The 21844-nt window shown below is 43.5% G+C and carries 18 protein-coding genes; 2 read left to right on the top strand and 16 right to left on the bottom strand.

The genetic code is table 11. The annotated features are described in order from the left end of the window. Positions 1 to 126 precede the first annotated feature (126 nt). From D8793_RS00600 to gla, 3 genes are all read right to left on the bottom strand, one after another. Entirely contained in the window at positions 127 to 1059 is a 933-nt protein-coding gene (locus D8793_RS00600; RefSeq protein ID WP_125371167.1) for a serine hydrolase domain-containing protein, read from the bottom strand. After that, positions 1056 to 1793 carry a CppA N-terminal domain-containing protein gene (locus D8793_RS00605; protein ID WP_125371168.1) on the bottom strand — a complete coding sequence of 246 codons (738 nt, stop codon included), beginning with the start codon at positions 1791 to 1793 and terminating at the stop codon, positions 1056 to 1058. The genes D8793_RS00600 and D8793_RS00605 overlap by 4 nt, the downstream gene beginning before the upstream one ends. Positions 1794 to 1985: 192 nt before the next feature. Next, the gene (gene gla, locus D8793_RS00610) at positions 1986 to 2882 is read right to left on the bottom strand and encodes an aquaglyceroporin Gla (protein WP_005591677.1); all 897 of its coding nucleotides are present in this window, start codon (positions 2880 to 2882) and stop codon (positions 1986 to 1988) included. A 102-nt stretch (positions 2883 to 2984) separates the two neighbouring features. Between gla and D8793_RS00615 the strand changes: the two genes are divergently transcribed. Next, a complete protein-coding gene (locus D8793_RS00615) occupies positions 2985 to 5276 on the top strand; it encodes a Xaa-Pro dipeptidyl-peptidase (RefSeq protein ID WP_125371169.1) in 2292 nt (763 codons plus the stop codon). Positions 5277 to 5312: 36 nt separating this feature from the next. Here D8793_RS00615 and D8793_RS00620 read toward each other — a convergent pair whose 3' ends face one another. After that, positions 5313 to 5726 (bottom strand): glycosyltransferase, encoded by a 414-nt coding sequence (locus tag D8793_RS00620; protein ID WP_185761024.1) that lies wholly within the window; start codon positions 5724 to 5726, stop codon positions 5313 to 5315. Between the two features lie 169 nt (positions 5727 to 5895). Here D8793_RS00620 and D8793_RS00625 point away from each other — a divergent pair, with 169 nt between their 5' ends. Beyond that, positions 5896 to 6195 (top strand): YbaB/EbfC family nucleoid-associated protein, encoded by a 300-nt coding sequence (locus D8793_RS00625; RefSeq protein WP_125371170.1) that lies wholly within the window; start codon positions 5896 to 5898, stop codon positions 6193 to 6195. Positions 6196 to 6313: 118 nt separating this feature from the next. Here D8793_RS00625 and purH read toward each other — a convergent pair whose 3' ends face one another. From purH to gap, 12 genes are all read right to left on the bottom strand, one after another. Beyond that, positions 6314 to 7861, bottom strand: a complete 1548-nt coding sequence (gene purH, locus D8793_RS00630; RefSeq protein WP_125371171.1) for a bifunctional phosphoribosylaminoimidazolecarboxamide formyltransferase/IMP cyclohydrolase — start codon at positions 7859 to 7861, stop codon at positions 6314 to 6316. A gap of 41 nt (positions 7862 to 7902) precedes the next feature. Further along, the gene (locus D8793_RS00635; protein WP_125371172.1) at positions 7903 to 8610 is read right to left on the bottom strand and encodes a suppressor of fused domain protein; all 708 of its coding nucleotides are present in this window, start codon (positions 8608 to 8610) and stop codon (positions 7903 to 7905) included. A 60-nt stretch (positions 8611 to 8670) separates the two neighbouring features. Then, positions 8671 to 9222, bottom strand: a complete 552-nt coding sequence (gene purN, locus D8793_RS00640; RefSeq protein ID WP_125371173.1) for a phosphoribosylglycinamide formyltransferase — start codon at positions 9220 to 9222, stop codon at positions 8671 to 8673. Beyond that, on the bottom strand, positions 9219 to 10241 hold the full coding sequence (gene purM, locus D8793_RS00645) for a phosphoribosylformylglycinamidine cyclo-ligase (protein ID WP_125371174.1): 1023 nt from the start codon (positions 10239 to 10241) through the stop codon (positions 9219 to 9221). The genes purN and purM overlap by 4 nt, the downstream gene beginning before the upstream one ends. Positions 10242 to 10462: 221 nt before the next feature. Then, positions 10463 to 11905 (bottom strand): amidophosphoribosyltransferase, encoded by a 1443-nt coding sequence (gene purF, locus D8793_RS00650; protein ID WP_125371175.1) that lies wholly within the window; start codon positions 11903 to 11905, stop codon positions 10463 to 10465. A gap of 12 nt (positions 11906 to 11917) precedes the next feature. After that, positions 11918 to 15643 (bottom strand): phosphoribosylformylglycinamidine synthase, encoded by a 3726-nt coding sequence (locus D8793_RS00655; protein WP_125371176.1) that lies wholly within the window; start codon positions 15641 to 15643, stop codon positions 11918 to 11920. Positions 15644 to 15699: 56 nt separating this feature from the next. Then, the gene (purC, locus tag D8793_RS00660; protein ID WP_125371177.1) at positions 15700 to 16407 is read right to left on the bottom strand and encodes a phosphoribosylaminoimidazolesuccinocarboxamide synthase; all 708 of its coding nucleotides are present in this window, start codon (positions 16405 to 16407) and stop codon (positions 15700 to 15702) included. Positions 16408 to 16590: 183 nt separating this feature from the next. Then, positions 16591 to 17937 (bottom strand): type I glutamate--ammonia ligase, encoded by a 1347-nt coding sequence (glnA, locus tag D8793_RS00665; RefSeq protein WP_125371178.1) that lies wholly within the window; start codon positions 17935 to 17937, stop codon positions 16591 to 16593. Positions 17938 to 17967: 30 nt separating this feature from the next. Continuing rightward, positions 17968 to 18333, bottom strand: a complete 366-nt coding sequence (locus tag D8793_RS00670) for a MerR family transcriptional regulator (protein ID WP_005591665.1) — start codon at positions 18331 to 18333, stop codon at positions 17968 to 17970. A 76-nt stretch (positions 18334 to 18409) separates the two neighbouring features. Next, complete coding sequence (locus D8793_RS00675) at positions 18410 to 18934, bottom strand: FUSC family protein (RefSeq protein ID WP_125371179.1); 525 nt, start codon at positions 18932 to 18934, stop codon at positions 18410 to 18412. A gap of 431 nt (positions 18935 to 19365) precedes the next feature. Next, positions 19366 to 20565, bottom strand: coding sequence for a phosphoglycerate kinase (locus tag D8793_RS00680; RefSeq protein ID WP_125371180.1), 1200 nt, complete (start codon positions 20563 to 20565; stop codon positions 19366 to 19368). A 245-nt stretch (positions 20566 to 20810) separates the two neighbouring features. Then, the gene (gene gap, locus D8793_RS00685) at positions 20811 to 21818 is read right to left on the bottom strand and encodes a type I glyceraldehyde-3-phosphate dehydrogenase (protein ID WP_005591661.1); all 1008 of its coding nucleotides are present in this window, start codon (positions 21816 to 21818) and stop codon (positions 20811 to 20813) included. Between the last annotated feature and the right edge of the window lie 26 nt (positions 21819 to 21844).

The following is a 21844-nucleotide window of genomic DNA, read 5'->3' on the forward strand; positions in this document are numbered from 1 at the left end:
AAAAAGCGATCTTTTCCTATCTTGACTGACAAAGTCACGTTAAGCAGTCAAAAACTCCAAGCAAAAGCCGGAGTTCTATCCTATTTCAACATCAGCGACTGGCCTTTAGCCTCGGTAGGGAGGAGGCTACCACTCTTTTCTGATTAGATCCATCAGTTCATTGCGGTCTAAAATCCACTGGGCACGCTCATCCTTTTCATAGGTGCGATTGGAAAGAAAGATTGCGGCTTTCTGTTCCGCCCGATTGTACATGATAAAAGTACCCGTATAGCCAGTATGATCCAGCCATTCCCCTTCCAAATTCCAAGCTAGACTGCGTGTCTTGCCAGGCTCTAGAGCATAGTTTTGGCTCAATCTCTCTGCAAATTCGTCCTGCAAATAATGCTCTAAAAAGATCTGCAAATCCTCAAGTCTTGAAAAAAGCCCGGCACTTCCAGCATGCTGGCCTAAGACACGCGCTTTGGGATCATGAACCACTCCCGCTTTCACGCCACGAACAGTCGGCACCGCAGAAGCTACTGGCCCAAAGCTAGTGTTCTTCATCGCCCACGGCTTAAAAATCTTGTCTTCAAATAACTTATCCAAAACTTCCCCGTACAGCTCCTCCAGCATAAAGCCCAGCAGGAGAAAATTAACATCTGTATAATGGAAGGTTTTATCATCCAGCACTGTCAAGCTATTGAGGGCTACCTTTAGTTCTTGAGCATTGAGCCTATCCCGATTAGGAATAAAGGGATCTAGCCCAGAGGTATGGGTCAACAGCTGGCGCAGGGTCACCCGATCATCATGAAAGGCTGGATAGTATTGCCGCAAAGGCGCATCGATATCCAATTCGCCAATCTGAAACAAAAATGCCACCAAGGTTCCTACGCCCACCACCTTACTGACGCTTGCCAGATCATAAAGCAGACCAGCTCGCGTTGCTGATTGACTGGCTGGGTCTGCTAAGCCAAGATAAAAACTCTGCCAGTGACCATCACGATAAAGAGACAAACTAGCCCCAGGATAAAGCCCCGCAGCAAGTTGTTGATCTATCTTTTCTAAAATCCGCTGGGTCATAGTTGCTCAAACCATAGTTCAATATTACTTGGGTCTTGGCTGACTAAGAATTTTTTAGATTTAGGGACAAAAAACTCCTGTGCTGCAAAAATCGATGACAATTTTTCCGCATCAAAATCCGTCACCAAACATTTGAGCATAGCCAAATCCCAAGTTTTTGTATTATCAGCTTGCAAATCTTGTCCTTGGGCTTCCTGCACATCTAGGAAATCCAAGACATTGCTCACTGGCTGATAGAAAGCCTTGACAACCTGTAAATCTGGGACACGAAGCTCAATCTTTTCCACATCAAATTGACTCAAGCCGATAAAATCGCTCTGCTCTTCAAATGTAGGAGTTTCTTGGACTGGTTGTAAGCTGTTCAGGTTCTCTTCCGCATGGAGCAAGATACGATCACCTTCCGGGGAAGTCGCTTCAAAAGCATAACCTTTCTCCCCACGATATAAACTATCAACTTCAATCCCTCTAGCCAACAAAGCTTCAATTTCTGACGCTTTTGCTACCTTAATCACTAAGCGAGCCAATTTTTTTGCCCCTTTAACTCGACGAGAGCGCATGCTTGGAGATTCTTCTAAGATCAATCTTTCTGTTTTGGTTTGATCGCCCAAAGACAACTGGGCTCCTTCTTCTAATAGGGATTTCATCCCTAGCGTTTTGCTATAGAAATCTTGATTTAGGTTCCGATTATTTACTTTTATTACTGGAACAATTCTTGCAACATGATTCACACTCATAACTTCCTCCAAACTATTTTATTGTAATAAATTTTCATTTTTTTGACAAGAAATTATGCGCAAACCAACAATTTTCAGAACATTTCTACTATCCTAATCTAACAGACCAAAAATATAAAACAAATCGAATTTTTCTATTAGTAAAAAACCAACAAAAAAAGACCGAGATTTCTCTCAGTCTTTTGATAAATATTATCCGTAAATCGCTTTAAACAAAGCTACTGCTGCAATACCAGCTGCAATTGGTGCTACAACCGGTACCCAAGAATACCACCATTTTGAATCGCCCTTGTGTTCACCAAGGATTGATTTTGGCAAGATAAAGTGCAAGATACGAGGTCCGAGGTCACGGGCTGGGTTAAGACCTGGTCCAGTAGGACCTCCAAGTGAAGTTACCAAAGCCATGACAAGGAAACCAAGTGCCAAGTGAGCGACAGCAGATGATCCATTTGTTGCTTGTGCAAATGTATTGTGAATAAGACTTTGAACATCTGATTCTGCTACTTTTTGACCTGCTTGAGCTGCTTGAAGAGCTTGTTGTTGTACATTCTTCTCGATAAGAACCTTCAATTCCGCACCGAAGTGAAGTTTAGTCATGCCCATCGCTGCAAAGAAAAGAACAAATGAACCAACAAACTCATTGATAAAGCCATTAATTGTTGCTGCTTTACGAGATTCAGGTGTTCCGTGATCTAGACTTGAAATGGTTGAGAAAGTACCCAAGATATTGTTTGGATTTTCTGTTTTCAAGTAGTAAGGGCGGTGTGTCGCTACAACCAAAGCCTGTCCAAAGATCGCACCCAAAACTTGAGCAAGAATATAAGGAGCTACCTGAGCCCATGGGAAGTAACCGCTAATTGCAAGCCCTAAAGTGAAGGCAGGGTTGATGTGGTTACCTGAGGTATTTCCAAACATCAGAGCTGGAATCATAACCCCCATACCGTAACCAACGGCAATGACCAACCAGCCACTTTGATGACCTTTAGTTCCTTTTAATTCAACATTGGCAACAGCACCATTCCCCAAAATGATCAGGATAGCTGTTCCTAAAAATTCCGTGGCATATTTAATAGCCCAACTGAAATCCATCTAATTTCTCCTTTAAAATTTTTTAGACAATCTATATTTTATCAAGTATAATGGATAATGTAAAGGTCATTTTAAATAAAAACCAGAAAAAGAGGGAAAAATATGCGCTTCAATCAGTATAGTTATCGCAAGACAAATCCAGACACTATGCGCCAAGAATTAGCCGAGTTGGGCTTCATCTATGAGCCGCAACTTTCTGACAAAGACAATCTCCAAAGCTTCCTACAACGTTGTTTCTTTCTCTATCAGGATAGGGACTACTTGCTTCGAGCTTGGGCAGCTGATAGCGAAACTGACCTATTGACCTTCTTCGAGTCAGACCGCGAACTGACAGCTGAGGTCTTCTATATGACTGCCTTTCAGCTCTTGGATTTTGTGCCTTTTGTTGATTTCACCGATCTTGAGAAATTCCGAACAGAAAGCAACTTCCCTATCGTTTACGGCGATCTGCTAGAAAACCTCTATCAGTTACTCAACACTCGGACAAAAAATGGCAATCTGTTGGTTGATAAGCTGGTCAGCGAGGGTTTGATTCCTGAGGACAATACCTACCACTACTTCAATGGCAAGAGCTTGGCAACTTTTACCAGCTACGATGCCATCCGCGAGGTAGTTTATGTGGAAAGCCGAGTTGATACTGATGGAGATGGCCTGCCAGATCTGGTCAAAGTCAGCATTATCCGTCCTCGTTACCAAGGGCAAATCCCCGCGGTCATGACCGCTTCTCCTTATCATCAGGGAACCAACGATCCGGCCAGCGATAAGGCTCTCCATAATATGAATGTGGACTTAGTAAAAAAAGAGCCACATCAAATCACAGTCCAAGACCCTGAGCTTAAATTGCTCCAGTTGGATTCGCCAGCTCCAGCTCAAGAAGTCTCTGAAGCTGAGGAAAAATTGGGTCATATCGGCACCTACACCCTCAATGACTACTTGCTGCCCCGCGGTTTTGCCAATCTCTATGTGTCTGGCGTGGGAACCAAAGATTCTCAAGGCCTGATGACAAGTGGTGACTACCAGCAGATCGAGGCCTACAAGAATGTCATCGACTGGCTCAACGGCCGTTGCCGAGCCTTCACTGACCACACGCGCCAGCGGGAAATCAAGGCTAGTTGGTCCAACGGAAAAGTAGCTACGACAGGCATTTCCTATCTGGGCACCATGTCCAACGGGCTGGCTACGACTGGTGTAGATGGTTTGGAAGTCATTATCGCCGAAGCTGGGATTTCTTCTTGGTACAACTACTACCGCGAAAACGGCCTCGTCACAAGCCCTGGCGGCTACCCAGGAGAAGACTTTGAATCCCTGACCGAACTGACCTACTCCCGCAACCTGAGGGCTGGTGACTATCTACGTCATAATGATGCTTATCAGCGGAGCCTAGAGCAACAGCGTAAGGACCTAGACCGGCAAACCGGAGATTACAATCAATTTTGGCATGACCGCAACTATCTGCTCCATACAGATAAGGTCAAGGCCGAAGTCGTCTTCACCCACGGCTCTCAGGACTGGAATGTCAAACCCCTCCATGTTTATAATATGTTCCGAGCTCTGCCAGCTCACATCAAAAAGCACCTCTTCTTCCACAATGGTGCCCATGTTTACATGAACAACTGGCAGTCCATCGACTTCCGCGAAGCCATGAATGCCCTTTTATCTAAAAAATTACTTGGGCATGCCTCAGACTTCGAACTGCCATCAGTCATCTGGCAGGACAACAGCCAAGCTCAAAATTGGCTAACTCTGGAAGACTTTGGTGGACAAAAGAACTACGCTCATTTCCAACTAGGTGAAGGCTCTCAAAAGATTCAAAACCAGTATTCAGAAGAAGATTACAATCGTTTTGCCAAAAGCTATCAAAGCTTTAAAAATGAACTCTTTGACGGCAAGGTCAACCAGATTACTCTGGATTGGACTTTGGAAGACGACCTCTTCCTCAACGGGGCCACCCAGCTCAAACTGCGCCTTAAATCCAGCACGGACAAGGGGCTGATTTCTGCCCAACTACTGGACTTTGGACCAGCTAAACGCCTCACTCCAATTCCGATACCGCTTGAGCCTAGAGTCATGGACAACGGCCGCTACTATATGCTGGACAATCTAGTTGAGTTGCCTTTTGCCGAAACGCCACACCGTGTCATCACCAAAGGCTTCCTCAACCTGCAAAATCGGACAGATTTGCTGACGGTAGAAGAAGTTACTCCTGACCAATGGATGGAATGTACATTTAATCTGCAACCAACCATCTACAAGATGAAAAAAGGTGACCAGCTCCGCCTCGTCCTCTACACTACAGACTTCGAACACACCGTCCGTGATAAGACAGACTATCAGCTGACGGTAGATCTAGGGCAATCTAGTCTAGACTTGCCGACCATGACATCACTTTCATAAAACCTAAAAGACGCTGAAATTCAGCGCCTTTTTCTTTTATCGTAGATTAAAATATTTCTCTGCATATTTTTTATAATCTGGCTTTTCCTTGCGGTTCATAGCAAAGAGCATACTGCCTGTGAGATAATCATCGTCTGAATCAGGAATTAGCATAATAGCAACATTTTTATCTTTCTCAGGAAAGACGATAGAAAATAATTTGCCATTATCTTTCCGAGTCAGGCCATAATAACTCACCCCATTTTTAAAACCAACAGCATTTTGAGTATACTTATACTCTTCTTCGTTGATAATGATGGTCTTGTCTTTTATTTCAATGGTCATTTGTTCTCCTCTAACATCCTGAACATTCCATTTCCCCTGAATTTTAGGGCTACCACTACAGCCGATTAGGATGAAGAGGGATGAGAGCACTACCAACAGCAAAGCTTTTATCTTCTTATTTTTCAAGTTGTCTTCTCCTTGGGATATAGATTCATGACCATTCTACTATAAAGACTAAATCTTTGTCAAACCTTCTAGAAATGTTCTTCTTGCCACTTTTCTAAAAAATGATATAATTGAAGAGTGAAGATTACTAAGGGGCTCAGCCCTTGCGAGAGAAAGGAAAGAAAATCTTATGATGAATATGCAAAACATGATGAAGCAAGCCCAAAAACTTAAAAAAGACATGGACATTGCTCAAGCAGAATTAGCCGCAACTGAATTTGTTGGAAAATCTAGCCAAGATTTAGTTGTAGCAACTCTTACTGGTGATAAAAAGGTTGTCAAAATTGACTTTCAGCCTGCTATCGTAGACCCAGAAGATATGGAAACTCTGTCTGATTTGACTAGCCAAGCTATCAATGCTGCTATCGATCAAATCAACGAAGCAGCTAAACAAAAACTCAGCGCTTTCCAAAGTGGACTTTCTTTCTAATTCTGTTAAGTCATTTTAAAAATCAACTCCCAAAAGATGAACTGCTCATCCTTTTGGGAGTTTTTTTGCGCAAAAAATTGGAGAAAAGATCTAAGCATTTTCTCCAATATAAATCTTCTTAATGTCTAAAATGTCTCACGCCTGTGAAGACCATGGTCAAACCATATTTGTCCGCAGCTTCGATAGATTCTTGGTCACGGACTGATCCACCTGGCTGGATGATAGCCTTGATTCCTGCTTTAGCGATTTCTTCCACGTTATCCGCAAATGGGAAGAAGGCATCGGAAGCAAGGACGGCGCCGTCAAGACGGTCTTTAGCTTGGTCAATGGCAATGCGGACAGAAGCTACACGGTTGGTTTGTCCTGGGCCAACGCCGAGTGTCATGTGGTCGTTGGTCACGATGATCCCGTTTGATTTGACGTACTTGATAGCCTTCCAAGCGAACTCAAGAGCAGTTGCTTCTGTCTCGGTTGGTTGACGTTTGGTCACCACTTGCCAGTCAGCTGGGCTCTCTTTGACAACGTCTTGGTTTTGCACGAGAAGTCCACCGACAACACCTGTGTATTCTGCTTCCACTTCACTAGCCTCTTGAGCGTCAAATGGCAAGGCAAGGATACGCAAGTTTTTCTTTTTGTTGGTCAAAATGGCTAGCGCTTCATCCGTATAGCTCGGTGCGATGATGATTTCAAGGAAAACGCCGTGCATCTTCTCAGCTGTCGCAGCATCCACCTCACGGTTAAGGACGACAATTCCACCAAAGATAGACACTGGGTCAGACTCATAAGCATAGTCCCAAGCAGTTTCGATATCATCAGCTTGACCGATACCGCACGGGTTCATGTGTTTCAAAGCCACAACGGTTGGACGATCTTTGAAGTCACGGATGATACGGATAGCTGCATCCGCATCGCGGATATTGTTGAAGGACAATTCCTTACCGTTGAGCTGTTTCGCTGATGCAATTGAGTAGTCAGTCGGCAAAGCTTTTTGATAGAAATCCGCATCCTGTTGAGGATTTTCCCCATAGCGCATGGCTTGCTTGAGGTCATAGGTCAAAGTGAGTTTTTCTGGTTTTGCTTCGCCCACTTGAGCTGTGAAGTATTCTGCAATCAAGGCATCATAAGCTGCTGTGTGACGGAAAACCTTAGCCGCCAAACGTTGACGCGTTTCGTAAGTCGTTTCACCATTGGATGACAATTCGTCCAAAACCACAGCATAGTCAGCAGGGTCTACCACAACTGTCACGCTGGCATGGTTTTTAGCTGCTGAACGAAGCATAGATGGCCCACCGATATCGATATTTTCCACCGCATCAGCGTATGTCACATCTGGCTTGAGAATCGTTTCCTTGAAAGGATAGAGATTGACAACTACAAGGTCGATGAGCTCAATCTTATTGTTCTTGGCTGCTTCTAGGTGACTATCCAAGTCACGACGAGCAAGGAGCCCACCGTGGATATTTGGATGGAGGGTCTTGACGCGACCGTCCATCATTTCTGGAAAACCAGTCACATCATCGATTGCAATGGTCTCCACTCCAGCATTATCAAGGGCAACCTTTGTCCCACCTGTTGAGATAATATCCCAACCAAGTTTTTTAAGTTCTTGGGCAAATTCAACGATGCCCGCTTTGTCTGAGACGCTGATTAAGGCGCGTTTAGTCATGTTTTTTCCTTTCATTGTATCAAGAGGTGCTTTCACATCATTTAAATTAAAGACTGGCGATTATAATCTGTAAGCTGATCTCCAAGTTCTTTCAACAATTTCCTAACCTCCAGCTTACTTGTTTCACTTTCATAAATACTTCGCAGTTCGGCGTCTGTTGCACCAATTAAGGTTACAAATTCCACTTTTCCATGCGGAGTATCTAGAGGCTTAGCTAAATCATCAGCAGCAGTCAAGAAGCCTGTCAAATTAGATTTCTGTTGGGCATCAATTCCTACCGTTTGCTTGGTATAGATGTATTCTTCTGGCAAAACCACTTTACCCGTTTTAAAAATATATCTTGCCACATACTGTAGCAAACCACAGCCATTTTTAATTTCTTCTTCGTCATTATTTGATTTCTTTAACTTAAAGGTTAATTCAATCCCATAACCACTGTATTCAAGATCTTCGCTTTCTTTAGTATATAATTCTGACAAACCATAACTCACAAAATGCCAAAAATCTCCTGCATCGTAAACACTGATGCCATCAAGTGGATCTGGACCGCCTAGCATATACTTGATAACTGTTACATAATGAAGAGGACTGGGCTGATCAGGGTATAAACGATTAAATTCTGCATCAATCGCTTCCCATCCTGGAGCGCTATCATCTGTATTTTCAACTTTAATAACAATCTTGTCTTCATCTTTAGTTGACTTCTCTTCATCAGAAGATTTCTTCTTAAAAAAATCAAACAACCCCATAAATTTCTCCTTAGCAGATGACTTTTAATCCTTGCCACAAAATCAGCTATGATTTCCTTCTTATTTTCGTGCAACTCCCAAGCTATCCAGAACCTCTGGATACAACTTGTACTCCGCCTCATGAATGCGGGCTTCAAAGCTTTCGATGGTATCATCAGCCAAACGCGGCACGCGCACCTGTTTGATAACCTTTCCTGTATCCACACCAGAGTCCACCCAGTGAATGGTCACGCCACTCTCAGCGACACCAGCATTCCAAGCGTCCTCAATCCCATGAGCTCCTGGAAATTCGGGCAGGTAGGCTGGATGGATATTGATAATACGCCCCTCGTAGGCTCCAAGTAAGGTTGGCCCAACGATTTTCATGTAGCCGGCGAGACAAACCAAGTCAATCTGGTGCTCTTCCAAGAGTTCGACTAGGGCTGCTTCGTAGTCTGCCTTGTTCTCAAACTCCTTGAGTTCAAAAGCATAGGGCAGAATGCCAAGCTTGTCGGCACGCTCCAGCACATAGGCATCACGATGGTCTGAAAAGATAAACTCCACTGGAAATTCTTCGGCAATCACCTGAAAATTTGAGCCATTACCAGATGCAAAAACCGCTATTTTTTTCATTTGATGATGACACTTTCGTTTTCTTTCTTAACGATGCGACCAATTTCATAGACTGGTTCATCAAGCAATTCTTTGACATGACCTACATTTTCAGGGCTAACTGCCAACATGAGTCCCACACCCATATTGAAGATTTCAAACATTTCCTCATGCCTGATTTGACCGTATTTTTCAAGAGCTTTGAAAATCGGAAGCACTGGAACTTTGCTTTCCTCAATCTCTGCAGCCAAGTCAGCAGCAAACATACGAGGGACATTTTCGATAAAGCCACCACCTGTGATATGGGCAATACCGTTGACCAACTCTTCCTTGATGAGTGGCAAGACAGCCTTGACATAGATACGAGTCGGCTCAAGAAGGACTTCCTTAAGTTTCTTGCCTTCCAATTCTGGCAAGACTTCCTCACCTGTATAGTCGGCAAAGACTCGACGAACGAGTGAGTAACCATTTGAGTGAATCCCACTTGAAGCCAGTCCGATAAGAACATCTCCTTCTGCCACTTTTGAGCCATCAATGATTTGAGATTTTTCAGCCACACCGACTGCAAAACCAGCCAAGTCGTAGTCATCTTCGCCATACATACCAGGCATTTCAGCCGTTTCCCCACCGATGAGGGCAGCGCCTGCCTGCACACAACCTTCCGCTACACCAGCAACCACTTGTTCTAGCTTAGCTGGTTCATTCTTCCCTGTCGCCACGTAGTCGAGGAAATAGAGAGGCTCCGCACCCGCAGCGATTATGTCATTGACACACATAGCCACACAATCCTGACCGATGGTATCGTGCTTGTCATACTTGATAGCCAACATGAGCTTAGTTCCGACACCGTCAGTCCCTGAGATCAAGACGGGCTCTTTGACACCTGTTTTTGAAAGGTCAAACATGCCACCGAAACCACCTAGAGCTCCCATAACACCTGCACGCTCCGTACGATCCACGTGCTTTTTGATCCGTTCAACAACTTCATAACCCGCTTCAACATCCACACCAGACTGCGCATAAGCATTTTTATTCGTCATTTTATTCATTCCTTTTCTTTTTTTGAGAAAGACTGCGACGTATTTTTAGATAAACAATCATTTTATCTAAAAATACTAGTCAGGCCTCTAGCTTTGGTCCCATAGGAGAAAGCGTCGACTGAAAAATGCTTTAGCTTTTAGTCAGTAGTGAGACGTGGAGCGTATGCATTTTTATTTGTCATTTGTTTATTCCTTTCCTTTCACGGAAAGTCTTTATCCGTCTATTTGTAAAAACTGGTCTTATCCCCCAAGCTTCTACGATATTCTTCCTCATAGTCGTAGAGAGGAGTTGGGTAGTCGCCGTCAAAGTAAGCGACACAGAGACCTCCATTTGGCGCATCTGTTTCGATGCCTATAGAGTTAATCAAGCCATCAATCGAAAGATAGGTCAGGCTATCTGCACCAATGATTTGGCGTGTTTCTTCGACCGTATGATTGGCAGCAATCAGCTCCTGACGCGTCTGGATATCAATCCCGTAGAAACATGGATAAGCTAGCGCTGGACTGCCAATGGCAACATGAACCTCAGACGCACCTGCTTCTTTCAAGAGCTGAACGATGCGGCGAGAGGTTGTCCCACGAACAATGGAATCATCAATCATGACCACACGTTTACCTTTGACAACACCCGAAACAGCAGACAGTTTCATCCGCACCCCTTGCTCCCGCAATTCTTGAGTCGGTTGGATAAAGGTACGTTGGGTGTATTGATTTTTAATCAGCCCCATTTCATTTGGCAGACCAGATTCTTCCGCAAATCCCATGGCTGCGCTGAGTGAGGAGTTGGGCACACCAACCACGATGTCTGCCTCATGCTTAAATTCACGCGCCAATTGAGCTCCCATACGTTTGCGAGCTGTATGGACATTAACACCGTGAATGTTAGAATCAGGACGAGCAAAGTAGATATACTCCATAGAGCAAATCGCCAACTGGGTATCATTCGTATAACTATCGTACTGGATGCCCTTATCATCAATGATCACAATCTCTCCAGGCTTCAAATCTCGAATCCACTCAGCACCGATGACTTCAAAGGCACAAGTTTCAGAAGAAACGACCACCGCTCCATTGGCCATTTTCCCGATAGAAAGCGGACGGAAGCCATTTGGGTCAAGCGCTGCAATCAACTTGTCCTCAAACAGCAAGATATAAGCAAAGCCACCTTTGACAAGACTGAGCGCCTCCTTTATTTTGCCCATCAAACTAGGATTGTGACTACGACGAATCAAATGAGCCAAGATTTCAGAATCAGAGGTTGAGCTGAAAATAGCACCTCTTTGTTCCAATTCTTTCTTGAGCGATTCGGCATTGGTCAGATTTCCATTATGGGCCAAGCCAAACTGCATATCATGAAAGCGAAAAATGAAAGGCTGGATGTTATCTACAGAAGCTTCTCCTGCGGTCGCATAACGCACATGACCGATGGCAGCAGTTCCTGTCAGTTTGTCCAATTTGGTAGGATTTTTGAAAACTTCTGATAGAAGCCCCATGTCACGATGGCGCTTCAATTGCCCCTGATCATTGGAGAGGATTCCAGCTCCCTCCTGACCACGGTGCTGAAGACTGTGGAGCCCAAAATAGGTCATTTTAGCAGCATCTGGATGCCCCCAGATACCGAAAACACCGCATTCTTCATTAAGAGATTTTACTTCGTATGTCATTTTTTATACCTTTTATTTCCCTGTGAAATAACGCACAGCTGACGCGAACAGGTGCTGGTCTTTATTTCCTGGAATGTTTTGGAAGAGACCGTCTTCATAACGTTCTGAGTGCCCCATTTTACCGATAATTTGACCGTTCTTGCTAGTAATTCCTTCGATGGCATTTACAGAACCATTCGGATTGTACTTAGAATCCATGCTTGGTTTGCCATCAAAGTCAACGTATTGGCTGAAGATTTGACCATTGTCACGGAGGTCCGCAAATTCCTCAGCCGTCACAACAAACTTCCCTTCACCGTGCGAAACAGGAATAGCATGGATATCACCCACTTGCACTCCGGCAAGCCACGGTGAATTTGTATTAGCAATTCGAGTTTCCACCATCTTGGCCACGTGTTGGTTGGCATCGTTGTAGAAGAGGGTTGGACTAGTACTGCTGGCATCCTCGAAGTTTCCGTAGGGAAGAAGACCTGATTTGACCAAGGCCTGGAATCCATTACAGATACCGATAATCAAGCCACCACGAGCAATAAAGCTATCAATCGCTGCACGCACTTTTTCATTAAGCAGGATGTTGACGATAAACTTAGCTGATCCATCTGGTTCATCCGCAGCTGAGAAGCCACCTGCAAAGAAGAGGATGTTAGCCTTGTCGATGTTGTCAACCATGGTTTCAACTGACTTGACAATAGCTTCTTCGTTGAGTGTCACGAATGGCACCAAGTTGACCTCTGCACCTTCTTTTTCGAATGCCTTGGCTGAGTCGTATTCTGAGTTGGTTCCTGGGAAGACTGGGATGTAAACCACAGGTTTTTCAACTCTTTCTTTAGCTTTGATGACTGTCTTAGAAGCGATAGCTGGCACTTCTGCCAGTTCTTTCGCTTGGGCAAATTCCGTTGGGTAAACTTCTTCCAGTTTTCCTTGGAAGGCATTGTCAAGCTTGTGTCCATCTAACTTCACACCATTGACAAGGAGAGCAAAGTCTGCGCTTGTTTGTCCAATTTTCTCTACTCCAGCAATTTCTTCAGGAGATGTGAAGACAAATCCACCCAATTGAGCTGTCAAAGAACTTTCAAGTTCAGGCAAGGTCACCTCTGCACCGATATGATTTCCAAAGGTAGCAAGAGCCAAGCTTTCAAGCACACCGCCGTATTTAACAGCTGAAGCTGCCGTCACCTTGTGAACCTTTTGAATGGCTTCAAACTGAGCAAAATTTTTCTTAATCAAGTCAAAATTAATCTCTGCAGAAAGGGCTTGGCCTGGGATGTAGTAGATGTTTTCACCAACAGTCTTGAACTCAGGAGAAAGCACCTTCCGGCTATCTGCCGTCGTCACCCCAAAGGCAACCAAGGTTGGTGGTACGGTTAATTCTTCAAAGGTACCAGACATAGAGTCCTTACCACCGATAGATGGCAAGCCAAGTTGGATTTGTGCTTCGATAGATCCTAGGAGAGCTGCTACTGGCTGACCAAAACGCTCAGCCTGCTTGTCCATGCGCTCGAAGTACTCTTGGTAAGAGAAGCGAGCCTTGGACCAGTTTGCACCAGCAGCCACTAAACGAGCAGTTGCTTCGATAACCGCATAAGCAGCACCATGGTATGGAGACCATTCTGCCACATAAGGGTTAAATCCTTGGGCCATAACAGACGCAGTGTGAGTCACCCCGTGTTGAACTGGCAATTTCTGCACAGAAGCCTCAGTTGGTGTGAGTTGGTAGCGACCGCCAAGTGGGTGATTGACCGTTGAACGACCGACCGAACAGTCAAAGATAGTTTGTAAACCTTTTTGACTCGCATGGTTGAGATCAGATAGAACCGCAAGGATATCAGCTTCAAGTGTTTCAGCAGATGTTTGACGTTCTTCTGGGAGTTTGACATCCTTGTCCACCACCTTGGCATCAACTACTACGCGCACACCGTTTGTATCAAGGAAACGACGTTCCAAGTCGACAATCGTTTCACCATTCCAGTGCATGACAAGATTTGGTTTTTCAGTCACTGTTGCCACAACAACAGCGTCAATATTTTCTTTATTACATTCCGCAACGAAGGTATCTACATCCTTAGGACGAACCACAACCGCCATTCGTTCTTGTGATTCAGAGATGGCAATTTCTGTACCATTCAAACCTTGGTATTTAAGAGGAACCTTGTTGAGGTCGATTTCAAGACCGTCTGCCAATTCACCGATGGCTACACAGACACCACCAGCTCCAAAGTCGTTGGATTTCTTGATAAGACGAGTGACATCGCCATTACGGAAAAGGCGTTGGATCTTGCGTTCTTCGATGGCATTCCCTTTTTGAACCTCAGCACCAGCAGTCTCTACAGACTCAACCGTTTGAACTTTAGAAGACCCTGTCGCACCACCGACACCATCACGGCCAGTCTTACCACCAAGAAGAATAATCACATCGCCCGCTTCCGGTTTTTCACGGACAACGTTGCCCTTAGGAGCTGCACCAACAACGGCACCAAGCTCCATGCGTTTGGCTACAAAGCCTGGGTGGAAGTATTCACGAACGTATGTCGTCGCAAGACCAATCTGGTTCCCATAAGAAGAGTAACCGTGAGCCGCTGTTTTCGAAATGACTTGTTGTGGCAATTTCCCAGCGCGAGTTTCCGCAATCGGTGCTGTAATATCACCCGCACCTGAGATACGCATAGCTTGGTAAACATAGGAACGACCTGACAACGGGTCACGAATAGCCCCACCGATACAAGTAGCCGCTCCACCAAATGGTTCAATTTCTGTTGGATGGTTGTGAGTTTCGTTTTTAAACATGAGAAGCCATGGCTCTTTCACACCATCAACATCCACTTCGATTTCAACCGAACAAGCATTAATCTCGTCAGATACTTCCATGTCGTCCAAACGCCCATTAGCACGCTCATAACGACCGAAAATAGTCGCCATATCCATTAAGGTTTGTGGTTTCTCCGAACGTCCCAACTCATCACGCATGGCAATATACTTGTCATAAGTCGCCTGCAATTGCTTTTGGAATTTAGAAGCTGAGAAGTCGATATTTTTCAACTCGGTCTCAAAAGTCGTGTGACGGCAATGGTCAGACCAGTAAGTATCCAAAACCTTGAGCTCTGTTTCCGTCGGTACGCGCCCGATTGACTTGAAGTAGTCTTGGATAAAGAGCAAATCGTCCACTTCCATGGCCATTCCTTGCTCGACCTTGTAGCGAGCAAAGTCTTCTGCCGTATAACTTTCAAAGAAAGTCAATTTAGGAATGGTCTTGTCCGACTCAGAAAATTCCTGCTTGGCAATCCCTGTCGTAATGTCCTTGAAACGAGAATCAACTGGATTGAGCAGGTAGTTCTTGACCGCTTCCAACTCATTCGCATCAATATCTTTATTGACCAGGTAAAGTTGAGCCGTGTTGACTGTCACGTCACTCGAACTTCCGAGCAAAAGCAAGGCTTCTTGCGAAGATGCTGCACGTTGGTCAAACTGCCCCGGAAGGCTTTCAATGGCAAAGAAAGCATAGTTGGCAAAATCCGCCTGCACAGCCGCTTCATCCAAGACATGGTCTGTCACCTGCTCAGAGAAAATGTGCTTCTCTGCAGGCGCAAACAAGTCCTCTGCCAAATCAAAGACATCATAAATTTGCACAATGCGAATACTTTTCAAAGTTGACAGGCCCAAGTTGTGCTGGAGTTCTCTTACCAAACTCTCTGACTTGACCTGAAAATCAGCCTTTTTCTCAACAAAAATACGTTTATCCATCAATTCTTATTCCTTTATTTCAGCTCTTACAATGTTCCCAAACAGCCTTTAGGTTGTTATTTCAATTCTTGCAACTTTTCCCAGACAATCTCGTAAACATCTGTTAATTCGCCTAAGCCACGACGGAAAACATCCTTGTCCATGTGGTTACCGTCAGCATCCCACAAACGACAGTTATCTGGTGAAAATTCGTCTGCCAAGATGATCTTGCCATCCTTGTCAAAACCGAACTCTAGCTTAAAGTCAATCAATTTAAGACCAATCTCAGCAAACCAGGCTTTCAAAAGTTCATTGATACGACGCGTTTCTTCCTTCAAGTAGGCAATCTGTTGGTCATCCGCAATTTTAAGGAATTTCACATGCTCATCATTGATAAAGGGATCGTCCAAATCATCGTTTTTATAGTAAAATTCGACAATTGGAGTCTCAAATCCGATGCCTTCTTCTACGCCAAAACGTTTTGAAAATGAACCAGCTGTGTAGTTGCGAAGTACGACTTCCAAGGGAATAATGTCAACTTTTTTATTAAGCTGATCTGTATCTGAGATTTTCTCGATAAAATGCGTTGCTACACCGGCAGCGTTCAACTTTTCAAAAATAAAAGATGAAATCTGATTATTCAAAATTCCCTTGCCCGCAATTTGCTCCTTTTTGACACCGTTAAAAGCAGTCGCCTGATCCTTGTAGCGGGACAAAATCACCTGCTCATCTTCTGTCGCAAAAATATCCTTTGCTTTTCCCGAATATAACAACTTGTTTGACATTTTATTATTCGCCTTTCGTGCTTTTATGCTTTAAGTTTATCACTTTTAAATATATTTTACAAGTATTCCCCGTACATTACGGACGAAAAACATGAAAAAGATTGGAAATACAACAGTTAAAAACTGAAAATATCTTGTTTCCATACAAAAACAGGACTTTTTCAAGCCCTGTTCTAGAATTCATTAATATAAGTCCAAATAATTATCAATTTCCCATTGGGAAACGAAGGTCGCATAGCTAGCCCATTCAATCCGCTTGGCTTCAACAAAGCTAGTGTAGATATGGTTTCCTAAAGCTGCCTTGACGACCTCATCTTCAGTTAAAGCCTTAAGGGCATTGTGGAGGGTAGATGGCAGGTCAGTAATACCGGCTTCCTTGCGCTCCTCAGCTGTCATCACATAGATATTTTCCTCGATTGGAGCTGGCGCTTCGATTTTATTTTCCACTCCATGAAGTCCCACTTCTAAGAGCACTGCCATAGCAATATAAGGATTGGCCATAGGGTCTACTGAACGCAACTCCAAGCGAGTTCCCATGCCGCGCGATGCCGGTACTCGAACCAAAGGTGAGCGATTTTGGCCAGCCCAAGCGATGTAAACTGGTGCTTCAAAGCCAGGCACCAAACGTTTGTAAGAGTTAACAGTTGGATTCATGATAGCTGTATAGTTATAGGCATGCTTAATCAAACCACCCAAGAAATAATAGGCTGCCTCAGACAACTGCATTCCTTTTGGATCCTCTGGATCATAAAATGCATTATTTCCATCTTGGTCAAAGAGGGACATATTGCAGTGCATACCAGAACCAGCAATACCAAATTTTGGCTTAGCCATGAAAGTCGCATAAAGACCGTGCTTACGAGCAATGGTTTTCACTACCAACTTGAAAATCTGAATCTTATCACAAGCGCGAAGCACTTCATCATACTTAAAGTCAATCTCGTGCTGACCAACTGCTACCTCGTGGTGACTCGCTTCCACTTCAAATCCCATTTTTGTTAAGACATTAACGATTTCTCGACGGGTATTGTCTGCCAAGTCTGTCGGCGCCAAGTCAAAGTAGCCACCCTTGTCATTCACTTCCAGTGTCGGATCGCCATTTTCATCCAATTTGAAAAGGAAAAATTCTGGCTCAGGACCAAGATTAAAAGACTTGAAGCCCAATGCTTCCATATGTTTGAGAGCTCGCTTTAGATTACTACGAGGATCTCCTGCAAAGGGAACATGTTCTGTCGTATAAACATCACAGATCAAGCCTGCTACACTGCCATTTTCATCTCCCCAAGGAAAAACTGTCCAAGTATCCAAATCAGGATAAAGATACATGTCAGATTCATTAATCCGAACAAATCCCTCGATAGACGAACCGTCAAACATAGCCTTATTTGATAAGACTTTTTCAAGCTGCTCATCCGTTGCTGGAATTTCAACGTTTTTCATGGTTCCCAAAATATCAGAGAACATTAGACGGATGAAAGTGACGTTTTTTTCTTTTACTTCGCGACGAATATCAGCTGCTGTAATGGGCATGGGTAACTCCTTATAGTTTTAAAAAATAGTTTATGGCCGACGCATGTGACCAAAGGTTGGCAGAGAAGAGCCAAAACGACCTTGCTGTAAAATATCATTGTGGAGAGCCCGACGGACTTCCTTTTCACTAATCGTTTTGTGGGATTTAGCTTCACGTTCAGCATATTTCTTTTTAATAGCAGCGATATTATAGCCTTCAGAAATATAATCCTTAATTTCCAAAAGTCGGTCCATATCATTCAGAGAATACATTCGACGATTGCCCTCATTCCGAAGGGGAGTGATGAGGTTTTGCTCTTCATAATATCGAATCTGACGGGCAGATAAGTCCGTCAACTTCATAACGCTACCTATGGGAAAGACTGCCATATTTCGGCGAAACTCTTTTTCCTTCATTTTTTTCCTCTCTATGCACTATTATAACTAATTTTTTTTGTATGTCAATAATCAATGTGAGATTTTCTCACACATTTTAATTTATAGACTTAAAGAAATTCTTAATTCTATCCACATCCGAATTTACCACTATTGCAACAAAGACACCCATAAAGGTTTCAAAAACTCTAGCAAAAACGTATAAAATAGTATCTTCCGGACTAATGGAGAGAGTGATAATCAGCATAGCTGAAACACCACCAATCACCCCAGCCTTATTGTTCATAGCAACATTGGTCATGATCGTCAGCATCGTACAGATTGGCACAAATACCAAAGTCACCCAAAATTGGCCGTTCAATAAATTTCCCAGTAGGTAGAATATCAAAGCATAAAAGCCCCCGACACTATTTCCTAAAATACGAGAAGTTCCGAAATGAACACTTTTATCAAAATCTTCTCGCAGGCTAAACACCGCTGTCAAAGCCCCAATTTGGAGCCCCTTCCAGCCAAACATTCCAAAAATGAGTAGGACAATAAAGACTGCTATCCCTGTTTTCATCGTCCTCATACCCAAGCGAAATTTTGATTTATCAAATTTGTACTTACTAAAATAGCTCATGCTTTTTCCTTTTTAAAAGTAAACTACCTCTATTCTAACATATTTTCTAACAAAAAGGCTCTGTCCATCCAGTTTATTGTTTGTATCCTACAAGAATGCATAGCCAGCTTCTACTGTATTTCTAACTACATTTCCCATTATTGATTACTCGCTAGGAAAATAGAAGTCAAAAGCCCATTTCCTCAGACACCTACGTGGACAAAAGAAAAAGAGTTGGTTACCCAACTCTTTTCGTTACAAAGATTATTTTTCAGTCAATGCTGCAAGCCCTGGAAGAACTTTACCTTCAAGGAGTTCCATTGATGCTCCACCACCGCGCCACAAATACCTCCACTAACACAAAAAGGTGACATAGCCACCTTTTTGTTAACGTTTCAGTTTTGTTCCTTTTTCTACAAAATCAGGATTTTGTAGAGACTAACGGGCTGAAATTATTTTTCTGTAAGTGCAGCCAAACCTGGCAATACTTTACCTTCAAGAAGCTCCATAGAAGCGCCTCCGCCCGTACTAATCCATGAGAACTTGTCTGCACGACCAAGATTGATGGCTGCGGCAGCTGAGTCACCACCACCGATAATTGATTTCACACCTGGTTGTTTCACGATAGCGTCCATGACACCGATTGTACCAGCTTGGAAATCTGGGTTTTCAAACACACCCATTGGTCCGTTCCATACAACTGTTTTCGCACCAGTCAAGGCTTCGTCGAATTTAGCGATAGATTTAGGACCGATATCCAAACCAAGGAAGCCTGGATCTACTGCTTCACCTTCAGTATCTTTCACTTCAGTGTAGTCAGCAAATGCGTTTGCTTCTTTTGAGTCAACTGGCAAGATCAATTTGCCGTTTGCTTTTTCAAGAAGAGCTTTTGCAACATCCAATTTATCTTCTTCTACAAGTGAGTTACCGATTTCGATACCTTGCGCTTTGTAGAATGTGTAAGTCATCCCACCACCGATAAGAACTTTATCAGCTTTTTCAAGCAAGTTTTCGATTACACCGATCTTGTCTGAAACTTTTGAACCACCAAGAATGGCCACAAATGGACGTTCTGGAGCTTCAACCGCTTCTTGGATGTAAGCAATTTCGTTTTCAAGAAGGAAACCAGCTACTGCTTTTTCAACGTTTGCTGAGATACCAACGTTAGATGCGTGTGCACGGTGAGCTGTACCGAATGCATCGTTTACGAAGATACCATCTCCAAGTGATGCCCAGTATTTACCAAGTTCAGGATCGTTTTTAGATTCTTTCTTGCCGTCAACATCTTCGAAACGAGTGTTTTCAACCAAGAGAACTTGTCCATCTTCAAGAGCGTTAACAGCTGCTTCCAATTCAGCACCACGTGTAACACCTGGGATAAATTTAACTTCTTGTCCCAATTTAGCAGCCAAGTCAGCAGCTACAGGAGCAAGTGATTTACCTTCTTTGTCTGCTTCTTCTTTTACACGTCCAAGGTGAGAGAAGAGGATAGCACGTCCACCTTGTTCAAGGATGTACTTGATAGTTGGAAGTGCTGCAGTGATACGGTTGTCGTTAGTAATCACGCCATCTTTTACAGGAACGTTGAAGTCAACACGAACGAGAACTTTTTTCCCTTTCAATTCAACGTCTTTAACAGTCAATTTTGCCATTAGATATGACTCCTTCTTTTTTTATACGTGTTAATTATATCACAAAATCTACAAAAGTGATAGCAAAAATTCATGGCTTTTCCTTTTCTCCAATCAAAGATAGATGAAAGACTACACGATTCTCATTTTTCTGATAAATGCTAATGCTGCTAGATGATCGAGTTGATTTCCAATAGCCATTCCTTCAAACTGTTCTGCAAAACAAAAAAAGAGATCCATTCGGATCCCTTCTTCATACAATTGAATTATTTAGCGATTTTCGCGAAGTATTCAAGAGTACGTACAAGTTGTGCAGTGTATGACATTTCGTTGTCGTACCATGATACAACTTTAACCAATTGTTTACCGTCAACGTCAAGAACTTTAGTTTGAGTTGCGTCGAACAATGAACCGTAAGACATACCTACGATATCTGAAGATACGATTGGATCTTCTGTGTAACCGTATGATTCGTTAGCTGCTGCTTTCATAGCTGCATTTACTTCATCAACAGTAACGTTCTTTTCAAGAACTGCTACCAACTCAGTAACTGATCCAGTTGGAGTTGGAACGCGTTGTGCAGAACCATCAAGTTTACCGTTCAATTCTGGGATTACAAGACCGATAGCCTTAGCAGCACCAGTTGAGTTAGGAACGATGTTAGCAGCACCAGCGCGAGCACGACGAAGGTCACCACCACGGTGTGGTCCGTCAAGGATCATTTGGTCACCAGTGTAAGCGTGGATAGTAGTCATCAATCCTTCTACAACACCAAAGTTGTCTTGAAGTGCTTTAGCCATTGGAGCCAAACAGTTTGTAGTACATGAAGCACCTGAGATAACTGTTTCAGTACCATCAAGAACGTCGTGGTTAGTGTTAAATACGATTGTTTTAACATCGTTTCCACCAGGAGCAGTGATAACAACTTTCTTAGCTCCACCTTTAAGGTGTTTTTCAGCAGCGTCTTTCTTAGCAAAGAAACCAGTTGCTTCAAGAACGATTTCTACACCGTCAGTAGCCCAATCAATTTGTTCTGGGTCACGTTCAGCAGAAACTTTAACGAATTTACCGTTAACTTCGAATCCACCTTCTTTAACTTCAACAGTACCATCGAAACGACCTTGAGTTGTGTCGTATTTCAACAAGTGTGCAAGCATAACTGGATCTGTAAGGTCGTTGATGCGAGTAACTTCAACACCTTCTACGTTTTGGATACGACGGAAAGCAAGACGACCGATACGACCGAAACCGTTAATACCAACTTTAACTACCATTAGTGATTTCCTCCTTATGAAAATCA

This window comes from Streptococcus cristatus (assembly GCF_003943465.1).
GTDB lineage: Bacteria > Bacillota > Bacilli > Lactobacillales > Streptococcaceae > Streptococcus > Streptococcus cristatus_C.

Bases quoted from the DNA above. Each gene is read 5' to 3' on its own strand.
- D8793_RS00655 (WP_125371176.1), bottom strand. From the start codon at position 15,643: ATGGATAAACGTATTTTTGTTGAGAAAAAGGCTGATTTTCAGGTCAAG.
- gla (WP_005591677.1), bottom strand. From the start codon at position 2,882: ATGGATTTCAGTTGGGCTATTAAATATGCCACGGAATTTTTAGGAACA.
- purH (WP_125371171.1), bottom strand. From the start codon at position 7,861: ATGACTAAACGCGCCTTAATCAGCGTCTCAGACAAAGCGGGCATCGTT.
- D8793_RS00605 (WP_125371168.1), bottom strand. From the start codon at position 1,793: ATGAGTGTGAATCATGTTGCAAGAATTGTTCCAGTAATAAAAGTAAAT.
- D8793_RS00670 (WP_005591665.1), bottom strand. From the start codon at position 18,333: ATGAAGGAAAAAGAGTTTCGCCGAAATATGGCAGTCTTTCCCATAGGT.
- glnA (WP_125371178.1), bottom strand. From the start codon at position 17,937: ATGCCCATTACAGCAGCTGATATTCGTCGCGAAGTAAAAGAAAAAAAC.
- purF (WP_125371175.1), bottom strand. From the start codon at position 11,905: ATGACATACGAAGTAAAATCTCTTAATGAAGAATGCGGTGTTTTCGGT.
- purM (WP_125371174.1), bottom strand. From the start codon at position 10,241: ATGACGAATAAAAATGCTTATGCGCAGTCTGGTGTGGATGTTGAAGCG.
- purN (WP_125371173.1), bottom strand. From the start codon at position 9,222: ATGAAAAAAATAGCGGTTTTTGCATCTGGTAATGGCTCAAATTTTCAG.
- D8793_RS00615 (WP_125371169.1), top strand. From the start codon at position 2,985: ATGCGCTTCAATCAGTATAGTTATCGCAAGACAAATCCAGACACTATG.
- purC (WP_125371177.1), bottom strand. From the start codon at position 16,407: ATGTCAAACAAGTTGTTATATTCGGGAAAAGCAAAGGATATTTTTGCG.
- D8793_RS00625 (WP_125371170.1), top strand. From the start codon at position 5,896: ATGATGAATATGCAAAACATGATGAAGCAAGCCCAAAAACTTAAAAAA.
- gap (WP_005591661.1), bottom strand. From the start codon at position 21,818: ATGGTAGTTAAAGTTGGTATTAACGGTTTCGGTCGTATCGGTCGTCTT.
- D8793_RS00680 (WP_125371180.1), bottom strand. From the start codon at position 20,565: ATGGCAAAATTGACTGTTAAAGACGTTGAATTGAAAGGGAAAAAAGTT.
- D8793_RS00635 (WP_125371172.1), bottom strand. From the start codon at position 8,610: ATGGGGTTGTTTGATTTTTTTAAGAAGAAATCTTCTGATGAAGAGAAG.
- D8793_RS00600 (WP_125371167.1), bottom strand. From the start codon at position 1,059: ATGACCCAGCGGATTTTAGAAAAGATAGATCAACAACTTGCTGCGGGG.
- D8793_RS00675 (WP_125371179.1), bottom strand. From the start codon at position 18,934: ATGAGCTATTTTAGTAAGTACAAATTTGATAAATCAAAATTTCGCTTG.